This is a genomic window from Pseudomonas fluorescens, from assembly GCF_003732425.1.
Lineage (GTDB): Bacteria > Pseudomonadota > Gammaproteobacteria > Pseudomonadales > Pseudomonadaceae > Aquipseudomonas > Aquipseudomonas fluorescens_BE.
In genome coordinates this window covers 292,209-315,147 of record NZ_MOBX01000005.1, presented here as the reverse complement: position 1 = coordinate 315,147, position 22,939 = coordinate 292,209, and the positions used below count along the sequence as shown (strand labels likewise).

Sequence of the window (22,939 nt, the reverse complement as noted above, 5' to 3'; positions counted from 1 at the left end):
CGATGGCGGCAAACAGAGTCACGCCGGTGGGCGACACGCAAGATCCCTTTGCCGCGCCCGGTTCGTGGTTCAGCAGCTTGCGCTGGGTTCGCTGGGTCAAACAACACTGGCTCTGGCCGATTCTGGCGCTCGAAGCCTTTGTGCGTTTTTATGATCTGACGGCAGCGGCGATCTGGGGCGACGAAGGCTCCAGTCTGCTGTTGGCGCGTTATCCGTTGAGCGAAATCTGGAAGCACGCTGCCTTCGATGTGCACCCGCCGCTGTACTTCATGCTGTTGCATGGCTGGATCGAGCTATTCGGTGACGGCATCCTGGCGATCCGCTGCCTGAGTGCGCTGGCCGGCCTCGCGGCGGTCGGGTTGGGCATCTGGCTGGTGGATCGCCTGGCCACCCGCCGTGCCGCATTCATCGCCGGCCTGTTGCTGGCGCTGCTACCGACAGCGGTGCGCTACAGCCAGGAAGTGCGCATGTACGCGCTGCTCGGGGGACTGCTGCTCGCCGCGAGCCTGGCGCTGGTCTACTGGATCAGGCGCCCACAGCGAAACCGCTATCTCGTGGCTTACGTGTTGTTGATGAGTGCGGCCTTCTACACCCATTACTTCGCCGTGCTGGCGGCGTTGTGTCACTGGCTCTATCTGCTCGCGATCCGCGTGCAACGCGGTTATCGATTCCGGCATATCCAGCGCTGGAACTGGTGGCTGGCGAACCTGGCCATTGTCGTGCTGTACCTGCCTTGGCTGCCTAATTTGCTCGATTTGATGCAGCACATTGAACAGCTCAGGGTCGGTGGCGATGTCGGCTGGGAGCCTGCCGTCACGTTGAGTTCGCTGCCGTCGATGATCTGGTCGTGGTTGATTCAGGACGATGGCGAGACACTGCCGCTGCTGACGTTCGCGGCATTGCCCTTGGCATTGCTGGCACTGGCGGCCGTGGCGGTGATGCGCGATCGCAGCGTGTCGCGCGGCAGTATTCTGTTGGCGCTGTACACCGGACTGCCGCTGCTGCTGGTATTTGCAGTGTCATTTATCACGCCGGTCTTTATTGAGCGCTATCTGACGGCGTACGCCTTGGGTTTGCCGATGCTGGCGGCGTTGGCCATTGACCGTCTGTACAGCCGCGTACGGGTGTTCGCACTGGCGGTGTTGGTTTCACTGGTTGGTGTGGAACTGGTCGGCGTGAACAACAACGCCAGCGTTGACAGCACCGATCAGTTCGACCGCGTGGTGAATTACGTCAATCAGCATTTTCTGCCGGGCGATCGCATCATCACCAGCGATATGCTCTGGTACTTGAGCTACGTCTATTACGACCGCAGCGGTGTACAAGTGCGGCTCTTTACGCCGCCGACAGCGGATGGCCAGTCGACACGACCGAATGAGTACGGATTCGGCACACTGGTAACCCGCGGGGTCTATCTCGACAGCCTCGCAGAATTGCCGGGCAATGGCCGAGTCTGGCTGGTCGGAACCTTCGACGGTCCGGAAGAGTTTTCACCTCTGCCCGTTACCTGGCAGCCCGGCGCCGAAATCCATGCTGGCGGAGCCAAGGCACGCCTGTTCACCCCCAAACCACCGCCTGGCTAAAGCCGCTTTCCAGGCGCTGCCGCTGGCTGCGATCTTGTGCCTTCAGGATTTACCCGACAAATCTGCCATGCCCTTGAGCAATTCAATCGGCAATGGAAAGACAATCGTCGAACTCTTGTCCCCGGCAATCGAACTCAAGGTCTGCATATAACGCAACTGCATCGCCCCGGGCTGACGACCGAGCATTTCCGCCGCTTGCATGAGTTTTTCCGAGGCCTGCAATTCGCCTTCGGCGTGAATCACCTTGGCCCGCCGTTCGCGCTCGGCTTCGGCTTGTTTGGCAATGGCCCGCACCATCGATTCATTGAGGTCGACATGCTTGATCTCGACGTTGGCGACCTTGATTCCCCAGGCATCGGTCTGGGCGTCGAGTACTTGCTGAATGTCGATGTTCAACTGTTCGCGTTCGGCCAGCAGCTCATCCAGTTCATGCTTGCCGAGCACTGCGCGCAGGGTGGTTTGCGCCAACTGGCTGGTCGCGGAAAGATAATCCTCGACCTGAATAATCGCCTTCTGCGGATCAAGCACACGGAAATACAGTACGGCGTTGACCTTCACCGACACGTTGTCGCGGGTGATTACGTCCTGCGGCGGTACGTCGAGAACCACGGTTCGCAGGTCGACCCGGACCATTTGCTGGACCACCGGGATCAGCAGGATCAGGCCGGGGCCTTTGACCTGCCAAAAGCGGCCGAGCTGGAACACCACGCCGCGCTCGTATTCGCGCAGGATACGAAACGTCGAGCCGGCGAGGGCTATGACCAGTAACAGCAGCGCAACGAAACCGATTTGCAGACCCATGATCACTCTCCGAGTGGCGCCGCGTCAGTCGCGGCCACTTGCAGCAACAATCCCTTGCGCGCCACCACGCGCACCGATTGCCCGGTGTGCAGCGGTGTCGCGCTGAGCACTTGCCAGCGTTCCCCTTGCAGTTGCACCCAGCCGTTACGCGCATCGCCCGGTTGCACCGTGGTGATCGCGGTCACACTGCCGAGCAGGCCGGCGTCGCCACTGACGGCGTGGCGCGGGCGGGTTTTCAGGGCGCGGATCAGCAGCGCGAACAACAGCAGGGCGCTGATCAGACCGAGGCCGATCATCATCGGCACTGGCAGCTCGGCATTGCTCAGAATCAGCGCGCCGATCACAAACATAATGATCCCGCCCAGACCGATCACCCCGTAGTTGGGCAACGCAGCTTCGGCGATCAGAAAGACGATACCCAATGTAATCAGCCATAACCCGGCCGGATTCATCGGCGGTAACGGGCTGTCGGCGGCAAGGGCTGAGCCGCTGATCAGCAGGAGCAAGGCAAACGCACAACATCGACTGTTCACGTGACCCTCCGCGAGCGTCATGTCTGGTTCTTACAGTCTAGTTGAGGGTGGTACTGGCTGAATGTTGATCAATGTGCGGATGTGTCCAGTGAGCGGAATTCCCTGCGCCGACCCCTCGTCGAACTAGACTCAAAGACACGGCAACCACCGTTCAGCGCAACACCGAGGTGCATCATGCGTATGGCTAAAAAGGTGCAGAGCAGCCTGAATCGGGCGCACTGCGAATACGACATCGTCGCCCATCGACACTCGTCCAGCAGCCTGGAAACAGCACGGGTCGCCGGGGTGCCCGCCGAGCGCGTGGCCAAATCACTCATTCTCGACGACCACCACGGCCATTACCTGATGGCCGTATTGCCGGCCAGCCGTCATCTGGACCTGAGCAAGGTGCGCACCAGCAGTGAATGGCAACTGACCCGCGAAAGCAATCTGGCGCATATCTTCGACGACTGCGAACGCGGCGCGGTGCCGCCGCTGGGTGATTCCTATGGCCTGGACATGGTTATCGACCCGTTGCTGACGCGGCAGAAAGATATCTATCTGGAGGCGGGCAACCACAACTACCTGCTGCACATGAGCATGCCCGAGTTTCTGAAAATGGTGCCGCATGCCGAGGTTCGGGAGTTGAGTGATTAGGCTTTGTGGCGCCGGCACTGACGCCTTCGCGAGCAGGCTCGCTCCCACAGGTTGATCGCATTCCCCTGTGGGAGCGAGCCTGCTCGCGAATAATCTTCCACACACCCCATTTTTGAAGGAGCTCAGCAATGGAGCAACCAACCCACAGCCTCCCATCCCTGTTCAAACAACTCGGCCTGGACAACGACCCGACCAGCATTGACCAATTCATTGCTACCCATTCCCCGCTCAAACCCGACCTGCATTTGGCTGATGCGTTTTTCTGGACGAAGAGCCAAGCGGAGTTTTTACGGGACGAGATTCTGGATGACGCCGACTGGGCGGAGGTGGTGGATCAGTTGGATGTGTTGTTGCGCAAGGGGAGAGCGGGGTAATCGCTACTTTGGAAAAGGCCAGGCCCGTGCTGTATGAACCAGCGCCATAATCCAGATCACATCCAGATCACATCCTGATCTGACTGGTAGACAAGACGGTAGCTGGGATGGGGAATTAATTCACGAGTGCCAGCAATGATGCCGACCGGGCCAATCTTGGGGTTCTAGGATAAGCGGCGATCCATGTCGAGCGCTGCGCCTGGATTTTTTGCGTGAAGGTAGTCCCAGATTTTTTCGCGATCCTGTACGGCATTTTTACTCCAGATAATCTTCATCCTTGATTTTCTACCTGCCTGCGCCTGGCGGCGAATTGTGCTTCAACTTCCTCGTTGGACACACCTTCACCGGCTGCCATCGATTCTCTTGCAAGGTCGACTTTTCGTTGCAGGAAGGCTTCGTACTCTCGGGCTTCCTGTTGTGTGCGAACAAACTGACGCATCATTTCTCGCATGATCTGCGAAGCAGGACGATGGGAGGCCTCTGCCTCTGCCATGAAATGCTCACGCAGCTCTGGTTCAAGCTTCATTGTAAAAACGGCTTGTTTTGACATCTGCAGATTCCTTGAAAGTTCTCGGTACTGACGAGGTGTATACATCGTCATCACATGATTTAGAAAGCTTCAGTTTGTGCGAGCGACCAGTGGAGCAATTTGTTTCAAAACTTGACTGAAATTCCCCTCCAATGCGATATTGATAGTTAGCAAACTAACAGTGTGCATTTCCTCGTGCCGAACGATCTCGACGCTCTCCAGATGAACATCAGCAGTGCCATGGTGGTGGCCGCCAGGCATTGGCGGAAGATCTGCCAGACCACGCTGGTCAACTATGGAATCTCCGAAGCCTGCGCCGTGCCGCTCTTGATGATCGGGCGTCTGGGCGAGGGTGTGCGCCAGGTGAAAGTGGCGCAGGCCGCCGGGATGGAGAGTCCGTCGCTGGTGCGTCTGCTCGATCAGTTGTGCCATTCCGGCTACGTCTGCCGTACCGAAGATGCCCAGGATCGCCGGGCCAAGTGCCTGAGCCTGACCGACACCGGTCGCGAGCTGGTGCAAGCGGTGGAGGCCGAACTGGTGCGCTTGCGTCATGAGGTGCTCGAAGGCATCGATCATAGTGATCTGGAAGCTACGCTTCGGGTGCTCAGAGCTTTTGAGGCGGCCCAGCCGCCTGTGGTGGTCAATTCTTGAACGGTTTTTTCTCCGGCATTCCGCCTGCCCGTGACTGGTTTTACGGGATCCGTACGTTTGCAGCGTCGATGACCGCGCTGTACATCGCCTTGCTCATGCAAATGCCGCGTCCGTATTGGGCGATGGCCACGGTGTATATCGTCTCCAGCCCGTTTCTCGGGCCGACCAGTTCCAAGGCGTTGTACCGGGCAATCGGTACCTTTCTCGGTGCGGCGGCAGCGGTGCTGTTTGTGCCGATGTTCGTGCAGAGCCCGTATGTGCTGGTGGTGGTGATCGCCTTATGGACGGGGATTTTGCTGTTCATGTCCCTGCACCTGCGCACGGCCAACAGCTATGCGTTGATGCTCGCCGGTTACACCTTGCCGCTGATTGCCTTGCCGACGGTGGATAACCCGTTGGCGGTGTGGGACGTGGCGGAAGCGCGCACGGAAGAGATTTTCCTCGGCATCGCCGTCGCCGCCGTGGTCGGTGCGATGTTCTGGCCGCGCCGTCTGGCGCCGGTGTTCAACGACGCCGTGGGCAAGTGGTTCGCCGACGCCACGACCTACAGCCTGAAATTCCTCAGCCGCGACGTGCAGCCCGAAGAAGTCACCGCGCTGCGCATGGCCATGGTTGCCAATTTCAACAGCCTTGAGCTGATGATCGGCCAACTCCCCCACGAAGGCGCGCGGCCGCAAACCGTGCGCAACACCAAGGAATTGCGCGGGCGCATGATTCACTTGTTACCGGTGATCGATGCGCTGGAAGATTCGCTCTATGCCCTTGAGCGACGCACGCCGGAGCTGGTGGAAAAATTCGCACCGCTGCTCGCCGCGACCCGTGAATGGCTCGGCCATCAAGACGCCGATCTCCAGCGCTGGCAAGTGCTGAAAGACCAACTCGAAGCCCTGCAACCGAGTGCCGAGGCGCTGGAAGATCGCAAACAACTGCTGTTCTCCAACGCGATTTATCGCCTCGGAGAATTCATCGATCTGTGGCAGGACTGCCGCAGTCTGCAGGACGCGATCCTCTGCGAGCGCCAAGACGGCTGGCGCGCGGTGTATCGCCACTGGCGCCTCGGTCGCCTGACACCGTTTATCGATCGCGGGCTGATGCTGTATTCGGTGGTCTCGACCATTCTGGCGATCATCGTCGCGTCGGTGCTGTGGATTCTGCTGGGCTGGCCAGACGGTGGCAGCGCGGTGATTCTCGCGGCGGTGGCGTGTAGCTTCTTTGCGTCGATGGACGACCCGGCACCGCAGATCTACCGGTTCTTTTTCTGGACCGGCATGTCGGTGCTGTTCGCCAGTCTTTATCTGTTTTTGATTCTGCCCAACCTGCACGATTTCCCGATGCTGGTGCTGGCGTTTTCCATCCCGTTTATTTGCGTCGGCACCTTGACCGTGCAGCCGCGCTTCTACCTCGGGATGCTGCTGACGCTGGTTAACACCTCGTCGTTCATCAGCATTCAGGGCGCTTACGACGCGGACTTTTTCGCCTTTGTGAACTCCAACCTGGCGGGGCCGATAGGTCTGTTGTTCGCCTTTATCTGGACGCTGGTGGCGCGCCCGTTCGGTGCCGAACTGGCGGCCAAGCGCCTGACCCGTTTCAGCTGGAAAGACATCGTCCATATGACTGAGCCGGCCAACCTCGCCGAGCACCGGCAATTGGGCGTGCAGTTGCTCGATCGGTTGATGCAGCACCTGCCGCGTCTGGCCCTCACCGGCCAAGACACCGGCATCGCCATGCGCGAAGTGCGCGTCGGCCTGAACCTGCTCGACTTGCTCGCCTACACCCCTCGGGTGACGGGCGCACCGAACGCTTTGTTGCAGCAAGTGGTCAGTGAAGTCGGCGAGTATTTCCGCGCCTGCCTCAAGGCCGGTGAACGCTTGCCGGCACCGGCGGCGTTGCTGATGACCATGGATCGCGCACGCCGTGCGCTCAATGGCCAAGGCGATGATGAAACCCGCCTGAACCTGTTGCACGCCTTGAGCGGTTTGCGTCTGGCACTGTTGCCCGGCGTCGAATTCGTCTCCAGCGCCGAGCCCGAAGAACCGCTGCCCGAAGGAGCGCCCCTATGATCGGTGATCTGGACATCAGCGGCATTTTCCTGCCGACCCTGCTGGTGTTGATGGGCATCACTTATGTGCTGTTTTTGTTGGTGCATGGCGTACTGCAGCGCGTGCACTTTTACCGTCTGGTCTGGCACCGGGCATTGTTCAACGTGGCCCTCTACGCGGTACTGCTGTACGGCGTGGACTCACTCAGTCGATACCTGATGACATGAAAAAACCGTTTTTGACCATCGGTCGCGTGGTACTGACCCTGCTGATCGTGACTTTTGCCGTTGTCCTCGTCTGGCGCATGGTCATGTATTACATGTTCGCGCCGTGGACCCGCGACGGCCACATTCGCGCCGACATCATCCAGATTGCCCCGGACGTGTCCGGTTTGATTCAGCAGGTTGAAGTGAAAGACAACCAGTTGATCAAGCGCGGCCAGGTGCTGTTCAGCATCGACCAGGACCGTTTCAAACTGGCTCTGCGTCAAGCCAAAGCCGCTGTCGCCGACCGCGAAGAAACCCTCGCTCAGGCCCAGCGTGAGGCCAAACGTAATCGTGGCCTCGGCAATCTGGTGCCGGCCGAGCAACTGGAAGAAAGCCAGTCGAAGGTCGCCCGCGCGCAGTCGGCGCTGGCCGAAGCCATGGTCACGGTGGACAGTGCGCAGCTCAACCTTGACCGCTCGGTGATCCGCAGCCCGGTGGACGGTTACGTTAACGACCGCGCGCCGCGTCCGCAGGAGTTCGTTACCGCCGGGCGTCCGGTGTTGTCGGTGGTCGACAGCAATTCGTTCCACATCGACGGCTATTTCGAAGAGACCAAACTCGACGGCATTCATGTCGGTCAGTCGGTGGATATCCGTGTGATCGGTGACCGCGCCAAGCTGCGCGGGCATGTCGAAAGCATCGTCGCCGGTATTGAAGACCGCGACCGTACCAGCGGCAGCAACCTGTTGCCCAACGTCAACCCGGCGTTCAGCTGGGTGCGGCTGGCACAGCGGATTCCGGTGCGGATTGCCTTTGATGATGTGCCGGCAGACTTCCGCATGATCGCCGGGCGTACCGCTACTGTGTCGATCATCGACGATCAGAAGCAGGAGCCCGCGCCATGAACAGGGCCCTGATGATCGCTGGGTTGGGCGTGATGCTGTCGGCCTGTCAGATGGTCGGGCCGGATTATCACGTGCCTGAAGATGCTGCAGTGCAGCGCAAGGATTTTCAGGGCGAATTGGCGGTGGCCGGCAAACCGGTGGTGTCGGCACCCGTGCCGGCGGACTGGTGGCGTCTTTATAAAGATGCGCGGCTGGATCAACTGGTGCAGCAGGCCATGGCCTCCAACACCGATTTGCGCGTCGCGGCGGCGAACCTGCAACGGGCTCGTGCTCAGGTCGATGAGGCTGAAGCGGCGGGCGGCTGGAGCGCTGGCGTGAAGATGGGCGCGCAGCGTTTGCAAGAGTCTGGGCAAGCATTCTTGCTACCGGAAAAAGTCCCGGTCGATAACGTCGGCGACATCGGCATCAGTGCTTCTTATCAGTTCGATCTGTGGGGCACCTTGCAGCGTGGCATAGAAGGCGCAAAGGCCAATGCCGACGCGACCCAGGCCGCGGCAGACACGGCGCGGATCACCTTGGTGGCGGACGTCGTCCGTGCCTACACCCAAGTCTGCGCGGCCAATGAAGAAAGGGAAATCGCCGAGCATTCCCTCGACCTGCAATCGCAAAGCACTACGCTGATCCAGCGCCTGCGTGACGCCGGGCGTGGCGACGAAACCCAGGTCACCCGTTCGCAAACCCAGTTTAAATCCCTGCGCGCCGACCTGCCGCGCTATGAAGCGGCGCGGCAGGCCGGGCTGTTCCGTCTGTCGATGTTGCTGGCGAAACCGGTCGATCAATTGCCCGCCGGCACCGCGACTTGCGCTGAACTGCCGAAAATCGCCCAGTTGGTGCCGGTCGGTGATGGCGCTGCGCTGCTCAAACGTCGCCCGGACATCCGCCAGGCCGAACGTCGTCTGGCCGCTTCGACTGCCGGGATTGGCGTCGCCACTGGCGAGTTGTACCCGGACATCAGCATCGGCGCGACCATCGGCACTGTTGGTCTCATTGATGACTTGGGTGATCCATCGACCAACCGCTGGGGCTTCGGCCCGTCGCTGAGCTGGAAGGTGCCGACCAACGGCGCTCGTGCGCGAATCCGCGAGGCAGAAGCGGCGACACAAGGCGCACTGGCGCATTTCGACGGCGTAGTGCTCAACGCCATTCGCGAAACCCAGACCGGTCTGGCCCAGTACAGCGCATTGCTGCAACGCCGCGACGCGCTGGCCGATGCCGAGCAATCGGCAAAACTCGCCGCAGACCAGACCCACCGCTTCTTCCAGGCCGGTCGCGAGTCGTTCCTCGCCGACCTGCAAGCGACCCGCACCTACACCGATGTCACCGCGCAACTGGCCGCCGCCAACACCCAAGTTGCCATGAGCCAGATCGATTTGTTCCTTGCCTTGGGCGGCGGCTGGGAAAGCGGACGAACGCACGCGACAACCGCCAGCAAACCCTGAGGCCGTTGCTATGCTTTGAAGTGTTGGAAGGGCGCCCCGAGCACGGCGCCCTTTCAGCGCACATTGCTAGCGCTGGTCTAGGGGAAACCAATAATGAAAAACCCTTACGCTCTCGGCTTCTGGTGCGCCCTCGCAGCGCTGGTGCTGCTCTCGGCCACCTATTTCTACGGCATCATGCTGGCCCATCAGATCGACAAGGCGATGGTGTTCCTCGACAGCGCCGTTGCGCTCATCGCGGTCATGGCCATCGTTGTGGTGGCGTGGGCTTCGGTTCAGGTGCAGCGGGTCAAGAAAAAACAACTCGAACAGGGCAAGACCCTGGTGCTGATCTGGGACACCAAAGTCGCCCTGCGCCGGGTTGAAACCGTGTTCGACCGGTATTTCTGGGGGAGCTACTGGCAGCCCGGGCGCACATTCGCCGAAGTCATGGGCGAACTCACCGGCACGCCACTGGAAAAAAGCCTCGAAGCGCTGAAAAAGCAGTGCCTGGAACTCGACAAGCAGATTGATGGCGAGGGCTGGCATTGGTTGAACAACGCCCGCGAATTGTCGGATGTCGCCACGGCCATGGCTCGCGAGCGCTATCAGCTGGACTTTTGCGACCCACGCGCCGACGGGCCAGGCGGCGCAGTGATCGATCGGGATTTTGAAGTGCTGGTGTACACCTGGACCGCGCGGCTGAAAAGCTTTGATCATCAACTGGATGAGATTGAGGTTCAGTATTCCTGATTTTTGGCTGAATCATCTGGCCCCTTCGCGAGCAGGCTCGCTCCCACAGGTACAGTGTTGTCCTTGTGGGAGCGAGCCTGCTCGCGAAGGCGGACTGAAAAACACCGAAACTCTTCCCGCCTGTCGACTGTCCACTCCCCCCATAGACACTCTTTAACCTTTAAACATTGGGCCACCTTGCGCGCCCGGTGCTAATCTCCACCGCTGAATTCAGCGCAGTCGAGCCGCGACCCGGTCACGGGTTCAGGGAAGACGACCACACTCACAGCCACGGAAATCGATCAGGTCATTCATGAATAAATCAGCAGGCGTGCTTCTCGGGATTGTTGTTGCCATCGGCGCGATCAGCGCAGGCGGGGCCTGGTACACCGGGACCAAGATCGAAGGCGTGCTCAACAACGCCGTCACCAACGCCAACCAAGAGCTGCAAACCGCCATGGCCGGCTCCAACGGCACCGCGTCGCTGGAACTGGTGTCGCTGGAACGCCACACCTTCACCAGCACCGCGCACTACCGCCTCAAAGGTGAAGGCGAGATGTTCGGTGATGCGCCGGTCGAGCTGCTGTTCGTAGACCACATCGAGCATGGCCCGCTGCCGTTCTCGCGTCTGGTGTCGCTGAAATGGCTGCCGGTCATGGCCACCAGCAATTACGAGCTGGAGAAAAGTCCGGCCACCGAGAAATGGTTCGCCGCCACCAAGGGCGCCGCGCCGCTTAAAGGCGTGACCAGCATTGGCTACGACGAATCGACCACCAGCACCCTCGACCTGCTGCCGTTCGAAACCGCGCTGGATGAGCAGTCGAGCCTGAAGTTTTCCGGCCTGACCATGAACATCTCCGCCAGCGCCAAAGCGCAGAAGGTCAAGGCAGACGGCTACATGGACAACCTGAAACTGGTCACCGTGGCTGAAGACCAGGCGCCGGTGCAGGTCGAACTCAACGGCCTGACCCTGGCCAGCAATCTCGCCAAGAGCAGCTACGGCTACTACACCGGGGAAAACACCCTGGTGCTGACCAACAGCAAGACCACCTTCGGTACCAAGCAATCGGTGCTCGGCGTGAAGAACTTCGAAATGAAGAACTTCACCGAAGAAACCGGCAGCAATGCCTCTGGCCGTGCGGACTACAAGGTTGGCGAAGTCAGCCTCAACGACAAGAAGATCGGCTCGGCGAACATGGCCATGAGCCTGAAAAACCTCGACATCCCGTCGACGATGTCGCTGATGCAGATCTACCAGACCAAACTGCAGCCTTACGAAAAAGCCGCTGCCGAGGCTGCAGCTCAGGGCTTGCCAGCGCCGGAGCTGAACCTGACCGAAGCTGAAAGCGCTCAGGTTAAAGCCGATTTGCAGAAACTGCTGGCCGCCGGCCCGCAGATTGCGCTGGAAAACCTGTCGTTCAACACCGCCAACGGTGAGAGCAAGGCCAATCTGGTGATCGACCTGACCAAGCCGCAATCGATGGATCTGCCGCCGGATCAGTTGGGCAAACAGCTGATCGCGTTGCTTGATCTGAATATCCAGGTATCCAAGCCGATGTTGGTCGATCTGCTCAGTGTGCAGGCGCAACTCGACGGTCAGACCGATGCCAAAGCCATCGTCGATCAGTCCAAGGAAGCGGCCGACATGTTCGCCGGCATGGCGGTCGGTTCGCAGTTGGCCGTCGTCGACGGCACCAACGTCGTGACCAAGCTGCATTACGCGGCCAATCAGGTCGAATTCAACGGCCAGAAGATGACCGTTGAGCAGTTCGTTGGCTTCCTGATGAGCAAGTTCGCGGGCGTCACGCAAGTGCAGTAATCCTGCGTCCTTAATAGCAGCGCCCGGCCTCTGTATCGCACAGACGCCGGGCGTTTTGCTGTCTGGCGTTCGGGTTTTCGGAGCACGATTCTGAACAAATATTGTGTTCCGGATATTGGTCTACGCTTGCGTGCAAGACTGCCTGACTAAGCTTGGCCGTTGAATGTGCATTGGCGGCCACCGTTACGAATGGGCAAGGAGGGCATTGCGACCCGGCTGGCCATGTAAGGATGCTGACGAATGCCGCGTATTGATGTTCCTGTATTACATCGTGGCTTACGCCCTTTGTTCCGAGTCGCGCTGTGCAGCCAGTTGCTCTGGCCGGCGCTGGCGTTTGCCGACACACCCTACGATCAAATGGTGCGCGACGCCCGTGCCGGGCAGTACACGCCTGCGCTGACGGTTTTGCGTCAGGTGCCACCCGGTCAGTCGACGACCGGGCAAATCAGCGATCACCTGCAAATCGCCAGTTGGGCCGGCCTCGATGCCGAAGTGGTGCAGGTCTATGAAACCCAGGGCCGCGACCGCGTCCTGCCGGTTCAGGCGCTGACCGCCACCGCCCGCGCCTATCGCAACCTCAAACGCTGGGATCAAGCCACGCAGGTCTACAACAAGGCCTTGGCGCTGGAGCCGGATAACCCCGACCTGCAACTGGGGCTGGCCCTGACCCAGGCGGATGCCGGCAAACCCGACGAAGCGGTAACCCGCGCCAAAGCGCTGGTCGCGGCCAAGCCAGATGATCCTTCGCGCCGTCTCGCCTTGGGCTACGCCCTGACCCGTGACAACAAACCTTACGATGCCCTGTTCGAATACGATCAGGCCTTCAAGCGCGCCGGCAGCAAGCCGGAAGTCGCTCGCGAATACGTGGTTGCTCTGCAAAAGGCGCGTCTGCCGGAACCGGCGCTGCGTCTGGCCAATCAGCGTCCCGGGCTGATCGATCCGGTCATCCTGCGTCGCCTCGAAGGCGATCTGGCCGCCGAGCGCGTGCGCCTCGCCGAACTCGCCACCCGCAGCGAAAAAGAACGCTACGTCATCGCCGACCGCGCGCTGGCCGATTACGACAAACTGCTCGCCACCTGGACGCCCGACGCCACTGCTCACGACGACGTCATTCGCTGGCGCATCGACCGCATGGGCGCGCTCAAGGCCAGGGTACGCACGGCCGACGTCATCACTGAATACCAGAAGCTGCAAGCCGAGGGCGTGAAGATTCCGACCTATGCGCTGCGCTGGGTGGCGGCGTCGTATCTGGATCAGCGTGAACCGGAAATCGCCACGGACTTGTATCGCCAGGTGCTGTCGGCGCCGGACGCCGATGTCGGTGATCGCCTCGAAGACACCACCGCGCTGTATTACGCATTGCTGGAAAGCGACCGTGCCGATGAAGCGCGCAAAGTCGCCGAGGACGCCGCCAAGTCCCAGCGTCCGCGTGTCGAACTCAAAGGTTTGCCCATCGGCAACCCCAACCATGAATGGATGGACGCCCAGCAGTTGGCCGCGCAGGCCGCGACCTATGGTTCCGACTTGCCCCACAGCGAAGAACGCTTGCAGACGCTGGTCGATCAGGCTCCCGGCAATGTCGGCCTGCGTCTGGCCCAGGCCGACCTTTATCTGGCGCGGCAATGGCCGCGCCGTGCGGAAGTCCAGCTCAAGGAAACCGAGAGCATGGTGCCGCGCGGCATGGGCCTGGAAGTCGCACAGGCGCGCACGGCGATGACGCTGCAGGAATGGCGGCAGATGGATGCGCTGACCGATGACGTGGTCGCGCGTTTCCCTGATAACCGTCAGGTCCAGCGTGCGGCGCGCGAGCGCGAAGTGCATGACATGTCCGAACTGCGCGTCGAAGCCTACGGCGGCAAGGCCAATGGTGGCGGCAGCGGCAATGCCGGCGCCGTCAGCGGCAGCCGCGATTTTGGTATCCAGACCACCCTGTACAGCCCGCCCATCGATGAAGACTGGCGGGTGTTCGCCGGGGCCGGTTATGCCACCGGCGACTTCGCCGAAGGCACCGGCCACCATCGCTTCCAGCGTGTCGGCCTGGAGCGGCGCACCCGCGACATGACCCTCGAAGCGGAAGTCTCCAACCACTCCTACGGATTTGGCGACAAACAAGGCGCGCGGCTGGCGATCGCCCGTGACATCAACGATCACTGGCAGTACGGCGGCAGCCTCGAATACCTGTCGGCCGAGACGCCGTTGCGCGCGCTCAACAGTGACATCAAGGCCAATGGCGGCAGCGGTTTTATCCGCTGGCGCGGCAACGAAAGCCGCGAATGGCGGCTGTCGGTAAGCCCGTCGCACTTCAGCGACGGCAACAACCGCGTCGAAGCCTTGCTCACCGGCCGCGAGGGCGTCTACAGCGCACCGAACGTGCAGGTCGATGCGGGACTGGAAGTCGGCACCAGCCACAACTCCAAGTCCGATGACGTGCCGTACTTCAACCCCAAATCCGACTTCAGCGTGATGCCGCTGGTCAACGTCAATCACGTGCTCTACCACCGCTACGAAACCTCCTGGAGCCAGCAGTTCCAGGCCGGTGCGGGGACGTACAGCCAGCGTGATCACGGCACTGGCGGCATGGCGTTGCTGGGTTACGGCCAGCGTTACGCCTGGAACGACGTGTTCGAGGTGGGTGGCTTGTTCAGTGTGATCAACCGGCCTTACGACGGTGATCGGGAGACCGATCTGCGTCTGCTCGTCGACCTCACTTTCCGCTTCTAGAAGAGTTTGAAGATGCCTTTGATTTCGCGTTTCATCCTTCTGCTGGGAGCGCTGCTGGTCAGCGCCTGCGCCCAGCAAGCTCCGGCCTTCGCGCCGCCGTCCGAGCGTCCGCTGGCGGCCAGTGAAAAACCGTGGCCGAAAAATCACGTGCTCGGCATCGCCTATCACGATGTTGAAGACCGCGATCCCGATCAGGCCGTGGTGGCGGTGCGCACCGAGCGCATGATCGAGCAGCTCGCCTGGTTGCGCGAGAACGGCTACAAACCGGTCACCGTCGACCAGATCATGGCCGCGCGCAAGGGCGGCCCGGAGCTGCCGGCGAAAGCGATCCTGCTCAGCTTCGATGACGGTTATGCGAGTTTCTACACCCGCGTGCTGCCGGTGCTGCGCGCCTATAACTGGCACGCTTTGCTGGCGCCGGTCGGCGTCTGGATCGACACGCCGCTCAATCAACCGGTGGATTTTGCTGGTGCCCCGCGTGCGCGTTCCGATTTCCTGACCTGGGACCAGATCCGCGAAATCTCGCAATCCGGTCTGGTGGAAATCGCCGCCCACACCGACGCGAACCACAAAGGTATTCTGGCCAACCCGCAGGGCAACCTGCAGCCCGCTGCCGCGACCCGGCGCTACGATCCGCTGACCAAGCGTTATGAGTCCGAGGCCGAATTCCAGGCGCGGATCCGCACCGACGTGAACAACATCTCGGAGAAAATCCGCAAGGTCACCGGCAAGAAACCGCGTGTATGGGTCTGGCCATATGGTACGGCGGACGGCACATCGCTGACCGTGGTCGGTGAGCAGGGCTATGAGATGGCCCTGACCCTGGACGACGGTCTCGATGCCCTCGACAACCTGATGAGCAGCCCGCGTTTCCTCGTTGCCTCCGACCCTGACGGCGAGGTTTTCTCCAATAGCATCGTCGACGTGCAGTCGGATTTCGTCATGCGTGTGGTGCACGTTGATCTGGACAACGTCTACGACCCGGACCCGGCACAACAGGACATCAACCTCGGCAAACTGGTGCAGCGCATGGCCGACATGGGCGCCAACACGGTGTTCCTGCAAGCCTTTGCCGATCCGCAGGGCGATGGTCTGGTGCACTCGCTGTACTTCCCCAACCGTCACTTGCCGGTACGTGCCGACATTTTCGACCGCGTTGCCTGGCAGCTGCGCACTCGCGCCAATGTGAAGGTGTTTGCGTGGATGCCGGTGCTGAGTTTCGGCCTTGATGCGAAGCTGCCGCGTGTCACGCGCTGGGATCCGAAAACCGGCACCACCTCAGTCGATCCGGATCAGTACCAACGCCTGTCACCGTTCGATCCAGAGGTGCGGCGGATCATCGGCGAAATCTACGAAGACGTGGCACGGCTGACGTCGGTCGACGGCATCCTCTATCACGACGACGCGATTCTGTCGGACTTCGAGGACGCCGGCCCCGAGGCGTTGAAAGCCTACGTCGCCCACGGTTTGCCAGGTTCGATTGCCGCCCTGCGCGATGATCCGGCGGCCCTGCAGCGATGGACGCGGTTCAAGAGCCGCTACCTGATCGACTTCACCAACGAGCTGACCGCCAAAGTCCGCGCCATTCGGGGCCCGCAGGTGCTGACCGCGCGCAACATTTTCGCCGAGCCGATGCTCAATCCCGGCAGCGAAACCTGGTACGCGCAGAACCTCGACGACTTTCTGCAGACCTACGACTGGACCGCGCCAATGGCCATGCCGCTCATGGAAAAACAGACCCAGGCCGAGTCCGGCCCATGGCTGGAAACCCTGGTGCAAACCGTCAGCAAGCGCCCCGGAGCCCTGAAGCGCACGGTGTTCGAATTGCAGGCACGGGACTGGACGAAAAAGGATCAGGCCGACATCGACGGCGCACATCTGGCGGACTGGATGGGCCGTCTCAAGCGTCAGGGCGCGACCAGTTTCGGTTACTACCCGGACAACTTCCTCGACAACCTGCCGGACCTGAAAACCGTAAGGCCTGCGCTCTCCAACAAATGGAATCCATAACATGCTGGATAGACTGTTAGCCCTGCTTGTTCTGGCGATCGTCCTCGGCGTGCCGCTGGGGCTGATTTTCCTGGTCACCGGGCAGTTCCTGATGGACTTCGTGTTCTTCTACCCGTTGTTCATGTCCGGGTTGTGGATTGCCGGCGGCCTGTACTTCTGGCTGCACTGGGAGCGCCACTGGCCGTGGAAGGACGACACCCTGCCACCGCCACTGGAAGGCGAGCCGCTGATCTCGATCCTGATCCCTTGCTACAACGAAGGCGAAAACGCCGCCGATACGATCCACGCGGCGCTGGCCCAGCATTACCCGAACATCGAAGTCATCGCGATCAACGACGGCTCCAAAGACAACACCGCGCAAGTGCTTGATGCGCTGGCCAAGGAAGATCCGCGTCTGCGCGTGCTGCATCTGGCGGAAAACCAGGGCAAGGCTGTTGCTCTGCGTATGGGCGCGATTGCCGCGCGCAGTGAGTATCTGGTGTGCATCGACGGTGACGCGTTGCTCGCACCGAACACGGCGGCCTATCTGGTCGCGCCGATGCTGGATAACGCACGCCTTGGCGCAGTCACCGGCAACCCGCGAATCCGTACGCGCTCGACGCTGGTCGGGCGGGTGCAGGTTGGCGAGTTCTCCTCGATCATCGGGTTGATCAAGCGTACGCAACGGGTGTTCGGGCGGATTTTCACCGTGTCCGGCGTAATCGTCGCGTTCCGCCGTACCGCGCTGAACCGCGTCGGTTACTGGAGTCCGGACATGATCACCGAAGACATCGACATCAGCTGGAAGCTGCAACTCGATCACTGGAGCATTTTCTACGAGCCGCGCGCGCTGTGCTGGATCCTCATGCCGGAAACCCTCGGCGGTCTGTGGAAGCAGCGTCTGCGCTGGGCCCAGGGCGGCGCCGAAGTGCTGTTCAAGAACATCCGTGGCATCTGGCAGTACCGCCACCGCTATCTGTGGCCGCTGCTGTTCGAATATTGCCTGTCGACCGGTTGGGCGTTCACCTTCCTGTTGTCGGTGATCTTCTGGGGCGTCGGCAAGTTTGTGGTCATGCCCGAAGCCATTGCGGTGGATCACCTGATGCCGCCAGCATTCACCGGGCTGCTGCTGGCCTTCGTGTGCCTGGTGCAGTTCGCGGTCAGCATCATCATCGACCGGCGCTATGAGCCGGGCCTGGGCCGCACGATGTTCTGGGTGGTCTGGTATCCGTTGGTGTTCTGGTTCATCAGTCTGCTGACCACGTTGGTCAGCTTCCCCAAAGTGCTGTTCGGTCAACATCAGAAACGTGCGCGTTGGGTCAGTCCTGATCGGGGCATCAAACCGATCGGCGACGACGAAGAGGAGGTCATCAAATGAAAATCATCCGGACTCGCCAGCGGCCCTTTCTGGTAGTGATCGATGTGATCCTCACCGTGCTGGCCTGGGTTGGCCTGCTGTTTCTGCTGATCCGTGGCTTGTGGCCGCTGATCGAAACTCACGCGGGCGGGCCGCTGATCGATAAATCGGCGTTCGACGCGCTGGGCACCCTGCAGATTTATCTGTGGATTGCCTTGGTCAACGCGGTGATTCTGATCGCTTGGGCGCGTTATCAGCAGCGCAAAAGCCGCAGCTTCGCCCAGCGCCGCTTGCCATCGCCGGTGATCGATGATGCCGGGCTGAGCAAGAGCTTCAAGCTTTGCGATGAGCGTTTCCAGAAGCTGCGCACCCCGGGAGTGATGACCATTCACAACGATCAGGAAGGCGACATCAGCCATGTGGTGACGCATTTCTGGCCGGTTCAGCAGCAGGAGTTGCCACCGCCGCTGGCACCACTGGAGCACCCGCGGGTGATCTTTCTGCATGCTGAAGATGACGATAATCGCGAACCCCTGAATCGTCTTTCCTGATGGCGAAAACCCTGTAGGAGCTGCCGAAGGCTGCGATCTTTTGACGTTCGAGATCAAAAGATCGCAGCCTTCGGCAGCTCCTGCGGGGGGGCTGTCAATCGCGGATCAGTGTCCAGGCCTCTTCCATTGCCAGCGGTTGCCTCATCCGTTCGGCGAGCAGCGCCATTGCGCGTTCTTTTTCGCAGGCAACGGCAGCGACCCCCCAACCGTTTCTGCCGAACAAAGCAATGAATGGCGGTTGCTCTGGTTCACCGCGAAACTCCACTTCATCCCAGTGTTCGGCATGACCGAGATAGTCGTAATTCTTGCCAAAATGCCACGTCCAGAAAAACGGCACGTCGAGGTAATGCTCTTCGCCACCGAGCATATTGGCAGCGGCGATTCGCGCATGCTGCTGGGCCAGGCGCCAGTGTTCGATGCGTTGCAACTGGCCGTTCAGCGGGAATGTGGCGATGTCGCCGATCGCCCACAGGCCGTCCGTAACACGCATGCCGCCATCAACGCGCAATGACTGATCTTTTTCCCTCGGCAGTGACGCAAAGGCTTCGGTAGCCGGATGCACGCCGACCCCGGCCAGCACCAGATCTGCCGAAAGACGCAGGCCATTGCCCAGCAATACGGCTTCGACCTTGCCATCGCCAATGATCTCGGTGGCTTCGTGCTCGGTGATGAATTTCACGCCGTTCTGTTCGTGCAGCGCGCGGATCGCCTGGCCCACGGCCTCGCCGAACTGGGCTGCGAAAGGAATGGCGTGGCGCGCGAGGACCGTGACGTCGAGGCCGTGCTGGCGCAGGGCCGAGGCGCATTCGAGAGCGATGAAGCTGTCGCCGATGATGACGGCGCGTTGATCGGGGCTGGCAGTGCTCATGATTTGTTCAGCCTGGGCTTTTGAGCGCAGGACGAACACGTGGGGCAGTTCAGCACCGCGCAACTGTAACGGATTGGGTTCGCCACCGGTGGCCAGCACGGCGGCATCGTAGTTGAGGATTTGGCCATCGTTGAGCTGCAGGGTTTTGGCCTGAGCGTCCAGCGAGGTGATTTCGCTGTGCAGGCGTTCGATACGCTGCTCTTTATAGAAAGCTTCCTCACGCAGCGCCGGGGTTTCTGCCGCCGGCATTTCCCCGGCGAGAACAAATTTGCTCAGCACTGTACGGTCGTAGCCCGCTTCCGGTTCGCGATCGATCATCACGATACGGCCACCGAAACCCTTCTCCCGCAGTGCCGCTGCGCAGGCCGTGCCCGCCGCCCCGGCGCCGACAATCACGAACGTGCGCGAATCATCGGCCGGGGGCGTATGCGGATCGGGCAACGGCTGATCATCGACCCAAACCTCATCGCCACGCAGTTCCAGCGGATAACGCTTGAGGCTGTCGAGCGCCGGAGGCTCGCACAACGCGCCATCCTCTGCCCTGAACGCAGCCTTGTGCCACGGGCAGATCAAACGTCCGTGACACAGCGCGCCTTCAGCCAACGGCGCGCCAGCATGTGGGCATTCGCCCTGAAAGGCACGTAAGTCGCCGTTCGTGCGCAACAGCACAATCTTGCAGTCGCCGATTTCAACTTGCAGGCCACGGTCTTCAGGCACATCGGCGATACGTGCGACACGGTGCAGGGGCATGAGCGGCTTCCTCGCGGGCATTTCTCTTGTGAGTTTGCGCGGGAGTGCGAGGTTCAGCCATTTGCTACTGCCATGGCACGAACGGTACAGCTATAGTTTGCAGGCCGACGACGGCCCAACTGCACAAGGTGCTCCCGGAATGACCCGATTGACCTCTCTCAACCCATGGCTGGCGGCCCTCGCCGTCACCCTTTGCGTGCAGTTTCCGGCGCAGGCCCAAGAGCGTTTCACCCTGAGCATCCCGGGTGTTTCCGATAACCGCCTGTTCACCTCGTCCGCGGCCAGCGATGCGCCTGGTTGCGGCGGCAAGAACCAGTCGCCGGCGCTGAGCTGGAACGCGGGGCCTGCCGGCACTCAGAGCTACGCGATCGTCATGCACGACCCGGACGGCCAGAAAGGCCTGGGCGTCGATCACTGGATTCACTACGGCATCAAGTCCACCACGCACCAGATTGCGGCGGGCGTCGGTGCCAAATCCGCGCTGGAAGGCGTTGGCGGCACCAACAGCAAGGGCAACACCCATTACATGGGGCCGTGCCCGCCAGTGGGCGACAGTGCGCATCACTACATCATCCAGATCTACGCGCTGGATCTGGCGCCGGACGCCTTGCCCGCCGGTTTGACCCGTGCCGAGCTGATGGAAAAAATCAAAGGCCATGTGCTGCGCAACAGCAGTGCGGTGCGCCGTTATCACCGCTGAAGATTTTTTTCGCGGCGTTTAACCCGAACTGAAAGGGCTGCCCGTCTCAGTGGATGAATGATCAATTTCATCCCGAGGTCAGCCCCCATGTCTCATTCTCTTTTGCGTCCTGTTGCGGTCGGTGTGCTGCTGGCGCTCGCTGGTTGCGGTGCTTCGTCCACATCGGACTCCGCAGCGGTACCACCCACGGCGCAGCCAGAAGCGTTGGTTCAGCAGGAAGCCGTCATGGCGGGCGGGGCGATGGCCAAGCGCTTGGCGCGTCCGTCACCGATCGCCAGTTTCGCCGCGATGCCCGGCGCAGACAGTTATCCACAGGGCTACCGTGACGAGCCGCGCGAGCAGTATCAGGCGCTGGCCGACAACCCGATCCACAGTGTCGCCGAAACCCCGGTTTCAACCTTCAGCGCTGATGTCGACACGGGTGCCTACGCCAATGTCCGCCGTTTGCTCAATCAAGGCCGGCTGCCACCGGAAGGTGCGGTGCGACTGGAGGAAATGGTCAATTACTTCCCCTACGATTACGCGTTGCCCAGCGATGGCTCGCCGTTTGGCGTGACCACTGAACTGGCCGCTTCACCGTGGAACCCGCACACGCGGTTACTGCGCATCGGCATCAAGGCTTCCGACCGCGCCGTGACGGAACTGGCCCCGGCTAATCTGGTGTTTCTGGTCGATGTGTCCGGCTCGATGGATCGCCGCGAAGGCCTGCCGATGGTCAAAAGCACGCTGAAATTGCTGGTTGATCAGTTGCGCGATCAGGATCGCGTTTCGCTGGTGGTGTATGCCGGTGAATCGAGAGTGGTACTGGAGCCGACTTCCGGACGCGAGAAAGCGAAAATTCGTACCGCCATCGAGCAATTGACCGCCGGCGGTTCGACCGCAGGAGCCTCCGGTATCGAACTGGCTTACCAAATGGCACAGCAGGCCCTCATCCCCAAAGGCATCAATCGCATCCTGCTGGCCACCGACGGAGACTTCAATGTCGGCATCAGCGACTTCGACAGCCTCAAGCAAATGGCTGTGGATAAACGCAAAACCGGGATTTCCCTGACGACCCTGGGTTTCGGTGTGGATAACTACAATGAACACTTGATGGAACAACTGGCCGACGCCGGCGACGGTAACTACGCCTACATCGACAACCTGCGTGAGGCGCGCAAAGTGTTGGTGGATCAATTGAGCTCGACCCTCGCCGTGGTGGCAAAAAACGTCAAATTGCAGGTGGAATTCAACCCGGCGCAGGTCAGCGAATATCGCCTGCTTGGCTACGAGAACCGTGCTTTGAAGCGTGAGGATTTCAGCAATGACAAAGTCGATGCGGGTGAAATCGGCGCAGGACACACGGTGACCGCGCTGTACGAAATTGTTCCGGCAGGTGAGAAGGGCTGGTTGGAGCCGTTGCGTTACGCCAAGTCGGAGCCGGTTGTTTCCGCGAAGAACGGAGAATTGGCGATGCTGCGTGTGCGCTATCAACAACCTGAAGGTGGGAAAAGTCTGCTGATTGAACGACCTATCGCCAATCAGGTTGCAACCGCCAGCGAAGATCTGCGTTTTGCCGCCGCCGTGGCCGCGTTCTCCCAGCAGCTCAAGGACGGCCGTTATACCGGCGACTTCAGCCTGAAAGACACCGAAGCATTGGCCCGTGGCGCACGCGGCGATGACCGCTTCGGATTGCGCAATGAGTTCGTGCAATTGGTCGAACTGGCGCAAAGTCTGCGCACCTCGAGCGCTTCGAACGCGCTGGCCACTGAACGACGGATTGAGTAAGTGAGTCGTCTGA

Annotated in this window: 20 protein-coding genes; 16 read left to right on the top strand and 4 right to left on the bottom strand. The window is 60.8% G+C overall.

Annotation, left to right across the window (positions count from 1 at the left end; genetic code table 11):
- Positions 1-2 precede the first annotated feature (2 nt).
- Entirely contained in the window at positions 3-1,583 is a 1,581-nt protein-coding gene (locus tag BK670_RS09355; RefSeq protein ID WP_123449541.1) for a glycosyltransferase family 39 protein, read from the top strand.
- 42 nt (positions 1,584-1,625) lie between these two features.
- Here BK670_RS09355 and BK670_RS09350 read toward each other — a convergent pair whose 3' ends face one another.
- Both BK670_RS09350 and BK670_RS09345 read right to left on the bottom strand, forming a co-directional pair.
- Positions 1,626-2,384 (bottom strand): slipin family protein, encoded by a 759-nt coding sequence (locus tag BK670_RS09350; RefSeq protein ID WP_007917711.1) that lies wholly within the window; start codon positions 2,382-2,384, stop codon positions 1,626-1,628.
- 2 nt (positions 2,385-2,386) lie between these two features.
- A complete protein-coding gene (locus tag BK670_RS09345; RefSeq protein ID WP_185036749.1) occupies positions 2,387-2,917 on the bottom strand; it encodes an NfeD family protein in 531 nt (176 codons plus the stop codon).
- A 174-nt stretch (positions 2,918-3,091) separates the two neighbouring features.
- On the opposite strand from BK670_RS09345, the gene BK670_RS09340 reads away from it, so the two are divergent.
- Together BK670_RS09340 and BK670_RS09335 are read left to right on the top strand one after the other, a co-directional pair.
- Positions 3,092-3,553, top strand: a complete 462-nt coding sequence (locus BK670_RS09340) for an aminoacyl-tRNA deacylase (RefSeq protein ID WP_123449539.1) — start codon at positions 3,092-3,094, stop codon at positions 3,551-3,553.
- Positions 3,554-3,681: 128 nt separating this feature from the next.
- Positions 3,682-3,927 carry a DUF2789 domain-containing protein gene (locus BK670_RS09335; protein ID WP_123449538.1) on the top strand — a complete coding sequence of 82 codons (246 nt, stop codon included), beginning with the start codon at positions 3,682-3,684 and terminating at the stop codon, positions 3,925-3,927.
- Between the two features lie 271 nt (positions 3,928-4,198).
- Here the strand turns inward: BK670_RS09335 and BK670_RS09325 are convergent, their stop codons facing one another.
- The gene (locus BK670_RS09325; protein WP_123449537.1) at positions 4,199-4,477 is read right to left on the bottom strand and encodes a CopG family ribbon-helix-helix protein; all 279 of its coding nucleotides are present in this window, start codon (positions 4,475-4,477) and stop codon (positions 4,199-4,201) included.
- 201 nt (positions 4,478-4,678) lie between these two features.
- Between BK670_RS09325 and BK670_RS09320 the strand changes: the two genes are divergently transcribed.
- The 11 genes from BK670_RS09320 to pgaD all read left to right on the top strand — a co-directional run bounded on the left by BK670_RS09320 (position 4,679) and on the right by pgaD (position 18,841).
- Positions 4,679-5,107: a MarR family winged helix-turn-helix transcriptional regulator gene (locus BK670_RS09320; RefSeq protein WP_123449536.1), complete on the top strand. Its 429-nt coding sequence runs from the start codon at positions 4,679-4,681 to the stop codon at positions 5,105-5,107.
- A complete protein-coding gene (locus BK670_RS09315; protein ID WP_123449535.1) occupies positions 5,104-7,167 on the top strand; it encodes an FUSC family protein in 2,064 nt (687 codons plus the stop codon). The genes BK670_RS09320 and BK670_RS09315 overlap by 4 nt, the downstream gene beginning before the upstream one ends.
- Positions 7,164-7,373, top strand: coding sequence for a DUF1656 domain-containing protein (locus BK670_RS09310; RefSeq protein ID WP_034151805.1), 210 nt, complete (start codon positions 7,164-7,166; stop codon positions 7,371-7,373). Before BK670_RS09315 ends, BK670_RS09310 begins: the two co-directional genes overlap by 4 nt.
- Positions 7,370-8,257: an efflux RND transporter periplasmic adaptor subunit gene (locus BK670_RS09305; RefSeq protein ID WP_123449534.1), complete on the top strand. Its 888-nt coding sequence runs from the start codon at positions 7,370-7,372 to the stop codon at positions 8,255-8,257. Before BK670_RS09310 ends, BK670_RS09305 begins: the two co-directional genes overlap by 4 nt.
- Positions 8,254-9,696 carry an efflux transporter outer membrane subunit gene (locus tag BK670_RS09300; RefSeq protein ID WP_123449533.1) on the top strand — a complete coding sequence of 481 codons (1,443 nt, stop codon included), beginning with the start codon at positions 8,254-8,256 and terminating at the stop codon, positions 9,694-9,696. The genes BK670_RS09305 and BK670_RS09300 overlap by 4 nt, the downstream gene beginning before the upstream one ends.
- Positions 9,697-9,789: 93 nt before the next feature.
- Positions 9,790-10,425, top strand: coding sequence for an NADH:ubiquinone oxidoreductase subunit N (locus tag BK670_RS09295; RefSeq protein WP_123449532.1), 636 nt, complete (start codon positions 9,790-9,792; stop codon positions 10,423-10,425).
- Between the two features lie 292 nt (positions 10,426-10,717).
- The gene (locus BK670_RS09290) at positions 10,718-12,223 is read left to right on the top strand and encodes a YdgA family protein (protein ID WP_123449531.1); all 1,506 of its coding nucleotides are present in this window, start codon (positions 10,718-10,720) and stop codon (positions 12,221-12,223) included.
- Positions 12,224-12,463: 240 nt separating this feature from the next.
- Positions 12,464-14,944, top strand: a complete 2,481-nt coding sequence (gene pgaA, locus BK670_RS09285) for a poly-beta-1,6 N-acetyl-D-glucosamine export porin PgaA (protein ID WP_123449530.1) — start codon at positions 12,464-12,466, stop codon at positions 14,942-14,944.
- Positions 14,945-14,956: 12 nt separating this feature from the next.
- On the top strand, positions 14,957-16,954 hold the full coding sequence (pgaB, locus tag BK670_RS09280; protein WP_123449529.1) for a poly-beta-1,6-N-acetyl-D-glucosamine N-deacetylase PgaB: 1,998 nt from the start codon (positions 14,957-14,959) through the stop codon (positions 16,952-16,954).
- Position 16,955: 1 nt separating this feature from the next.
- Positions 16,956-18,311 carry a poly-beta-1,6-N-acetyl-D-glucosamine synthase gene (gene pgaC / locus BK670_RS09275; RefSeq protein WP_123449528.1) on the top strand — a complete coding sequence of 452 codons (1,356 nt, stop codon included), beginning with the start codon at positions 16,956-16,958 and terminating at the stop codon, positions 18,309-18,311.
- Positions 18,308-18,841 (top strand): poly-beta-1,6-N-acetyl-D-glucosamine biosynthesis protein PgaD, encoded by a 534-nt coding sequence (gene pgaD, locus BK670_RS09270; protein WP_123449527.1) that lies wholly within the window; start codon positions 18,308-18,310, stop codon positions 18,839-18,841. The genes pgaC and pgaD overlap by 4 nt, the downstream gene beginning before the upstream one ends.
- Positions 18,842-18,935: 94 nt before the next feature.
- Here the strand turns inward: pgaD and BK670_RS09260 are convergent, their stop codons facing one another.
- Positions 18,936-20,459 (bottom strand): FAD-dependent oxidoreductase, encoded by a 1,524-nt coding sequence (locus BK670_RS09260; RefSeq protein ID WP_123449526.1) that lies wholly within the window; start codon positions 20,457-20,459, stop codon positions 18,936-18,938.
- Between the two features lie 139 nt (positions 20,460-20,598).
- Between BK670_RS09260 and BK670_RS09255 the strand changes: the two genes are divergently transcribed.
- Both BK670_RS09255 and BK670_RS09250 read left to right on the top strand, forming a co-directional pair.
- Positions 20,599-21,159 (top strand): YbhB/YbcL family Raf kinase inhibitor-like protein, encoded by a 561-nt coding sequence (locus tag BK670_RS09255; protein ID WP_123449525.1) that lies wholly within the window; start codon positions 20,599-20,601, stop codon positions 21,157-21,159.
- Positions 21,160-21,246: 87 nt separating this feature from the next.
- Positions 21,247-22,926, top strand: a complete 1,680-nt coding sequence (locus BK670_RS09250; RefSeq protein WP_123449524.1) for a vWA domain-containing protein — start codon at positions 21,247-21,249, stop codon at positions 22,924-22,926.
- The last annotated feature ends 13 nt before the right edge of the window (positions 22,927-22,939 follow it).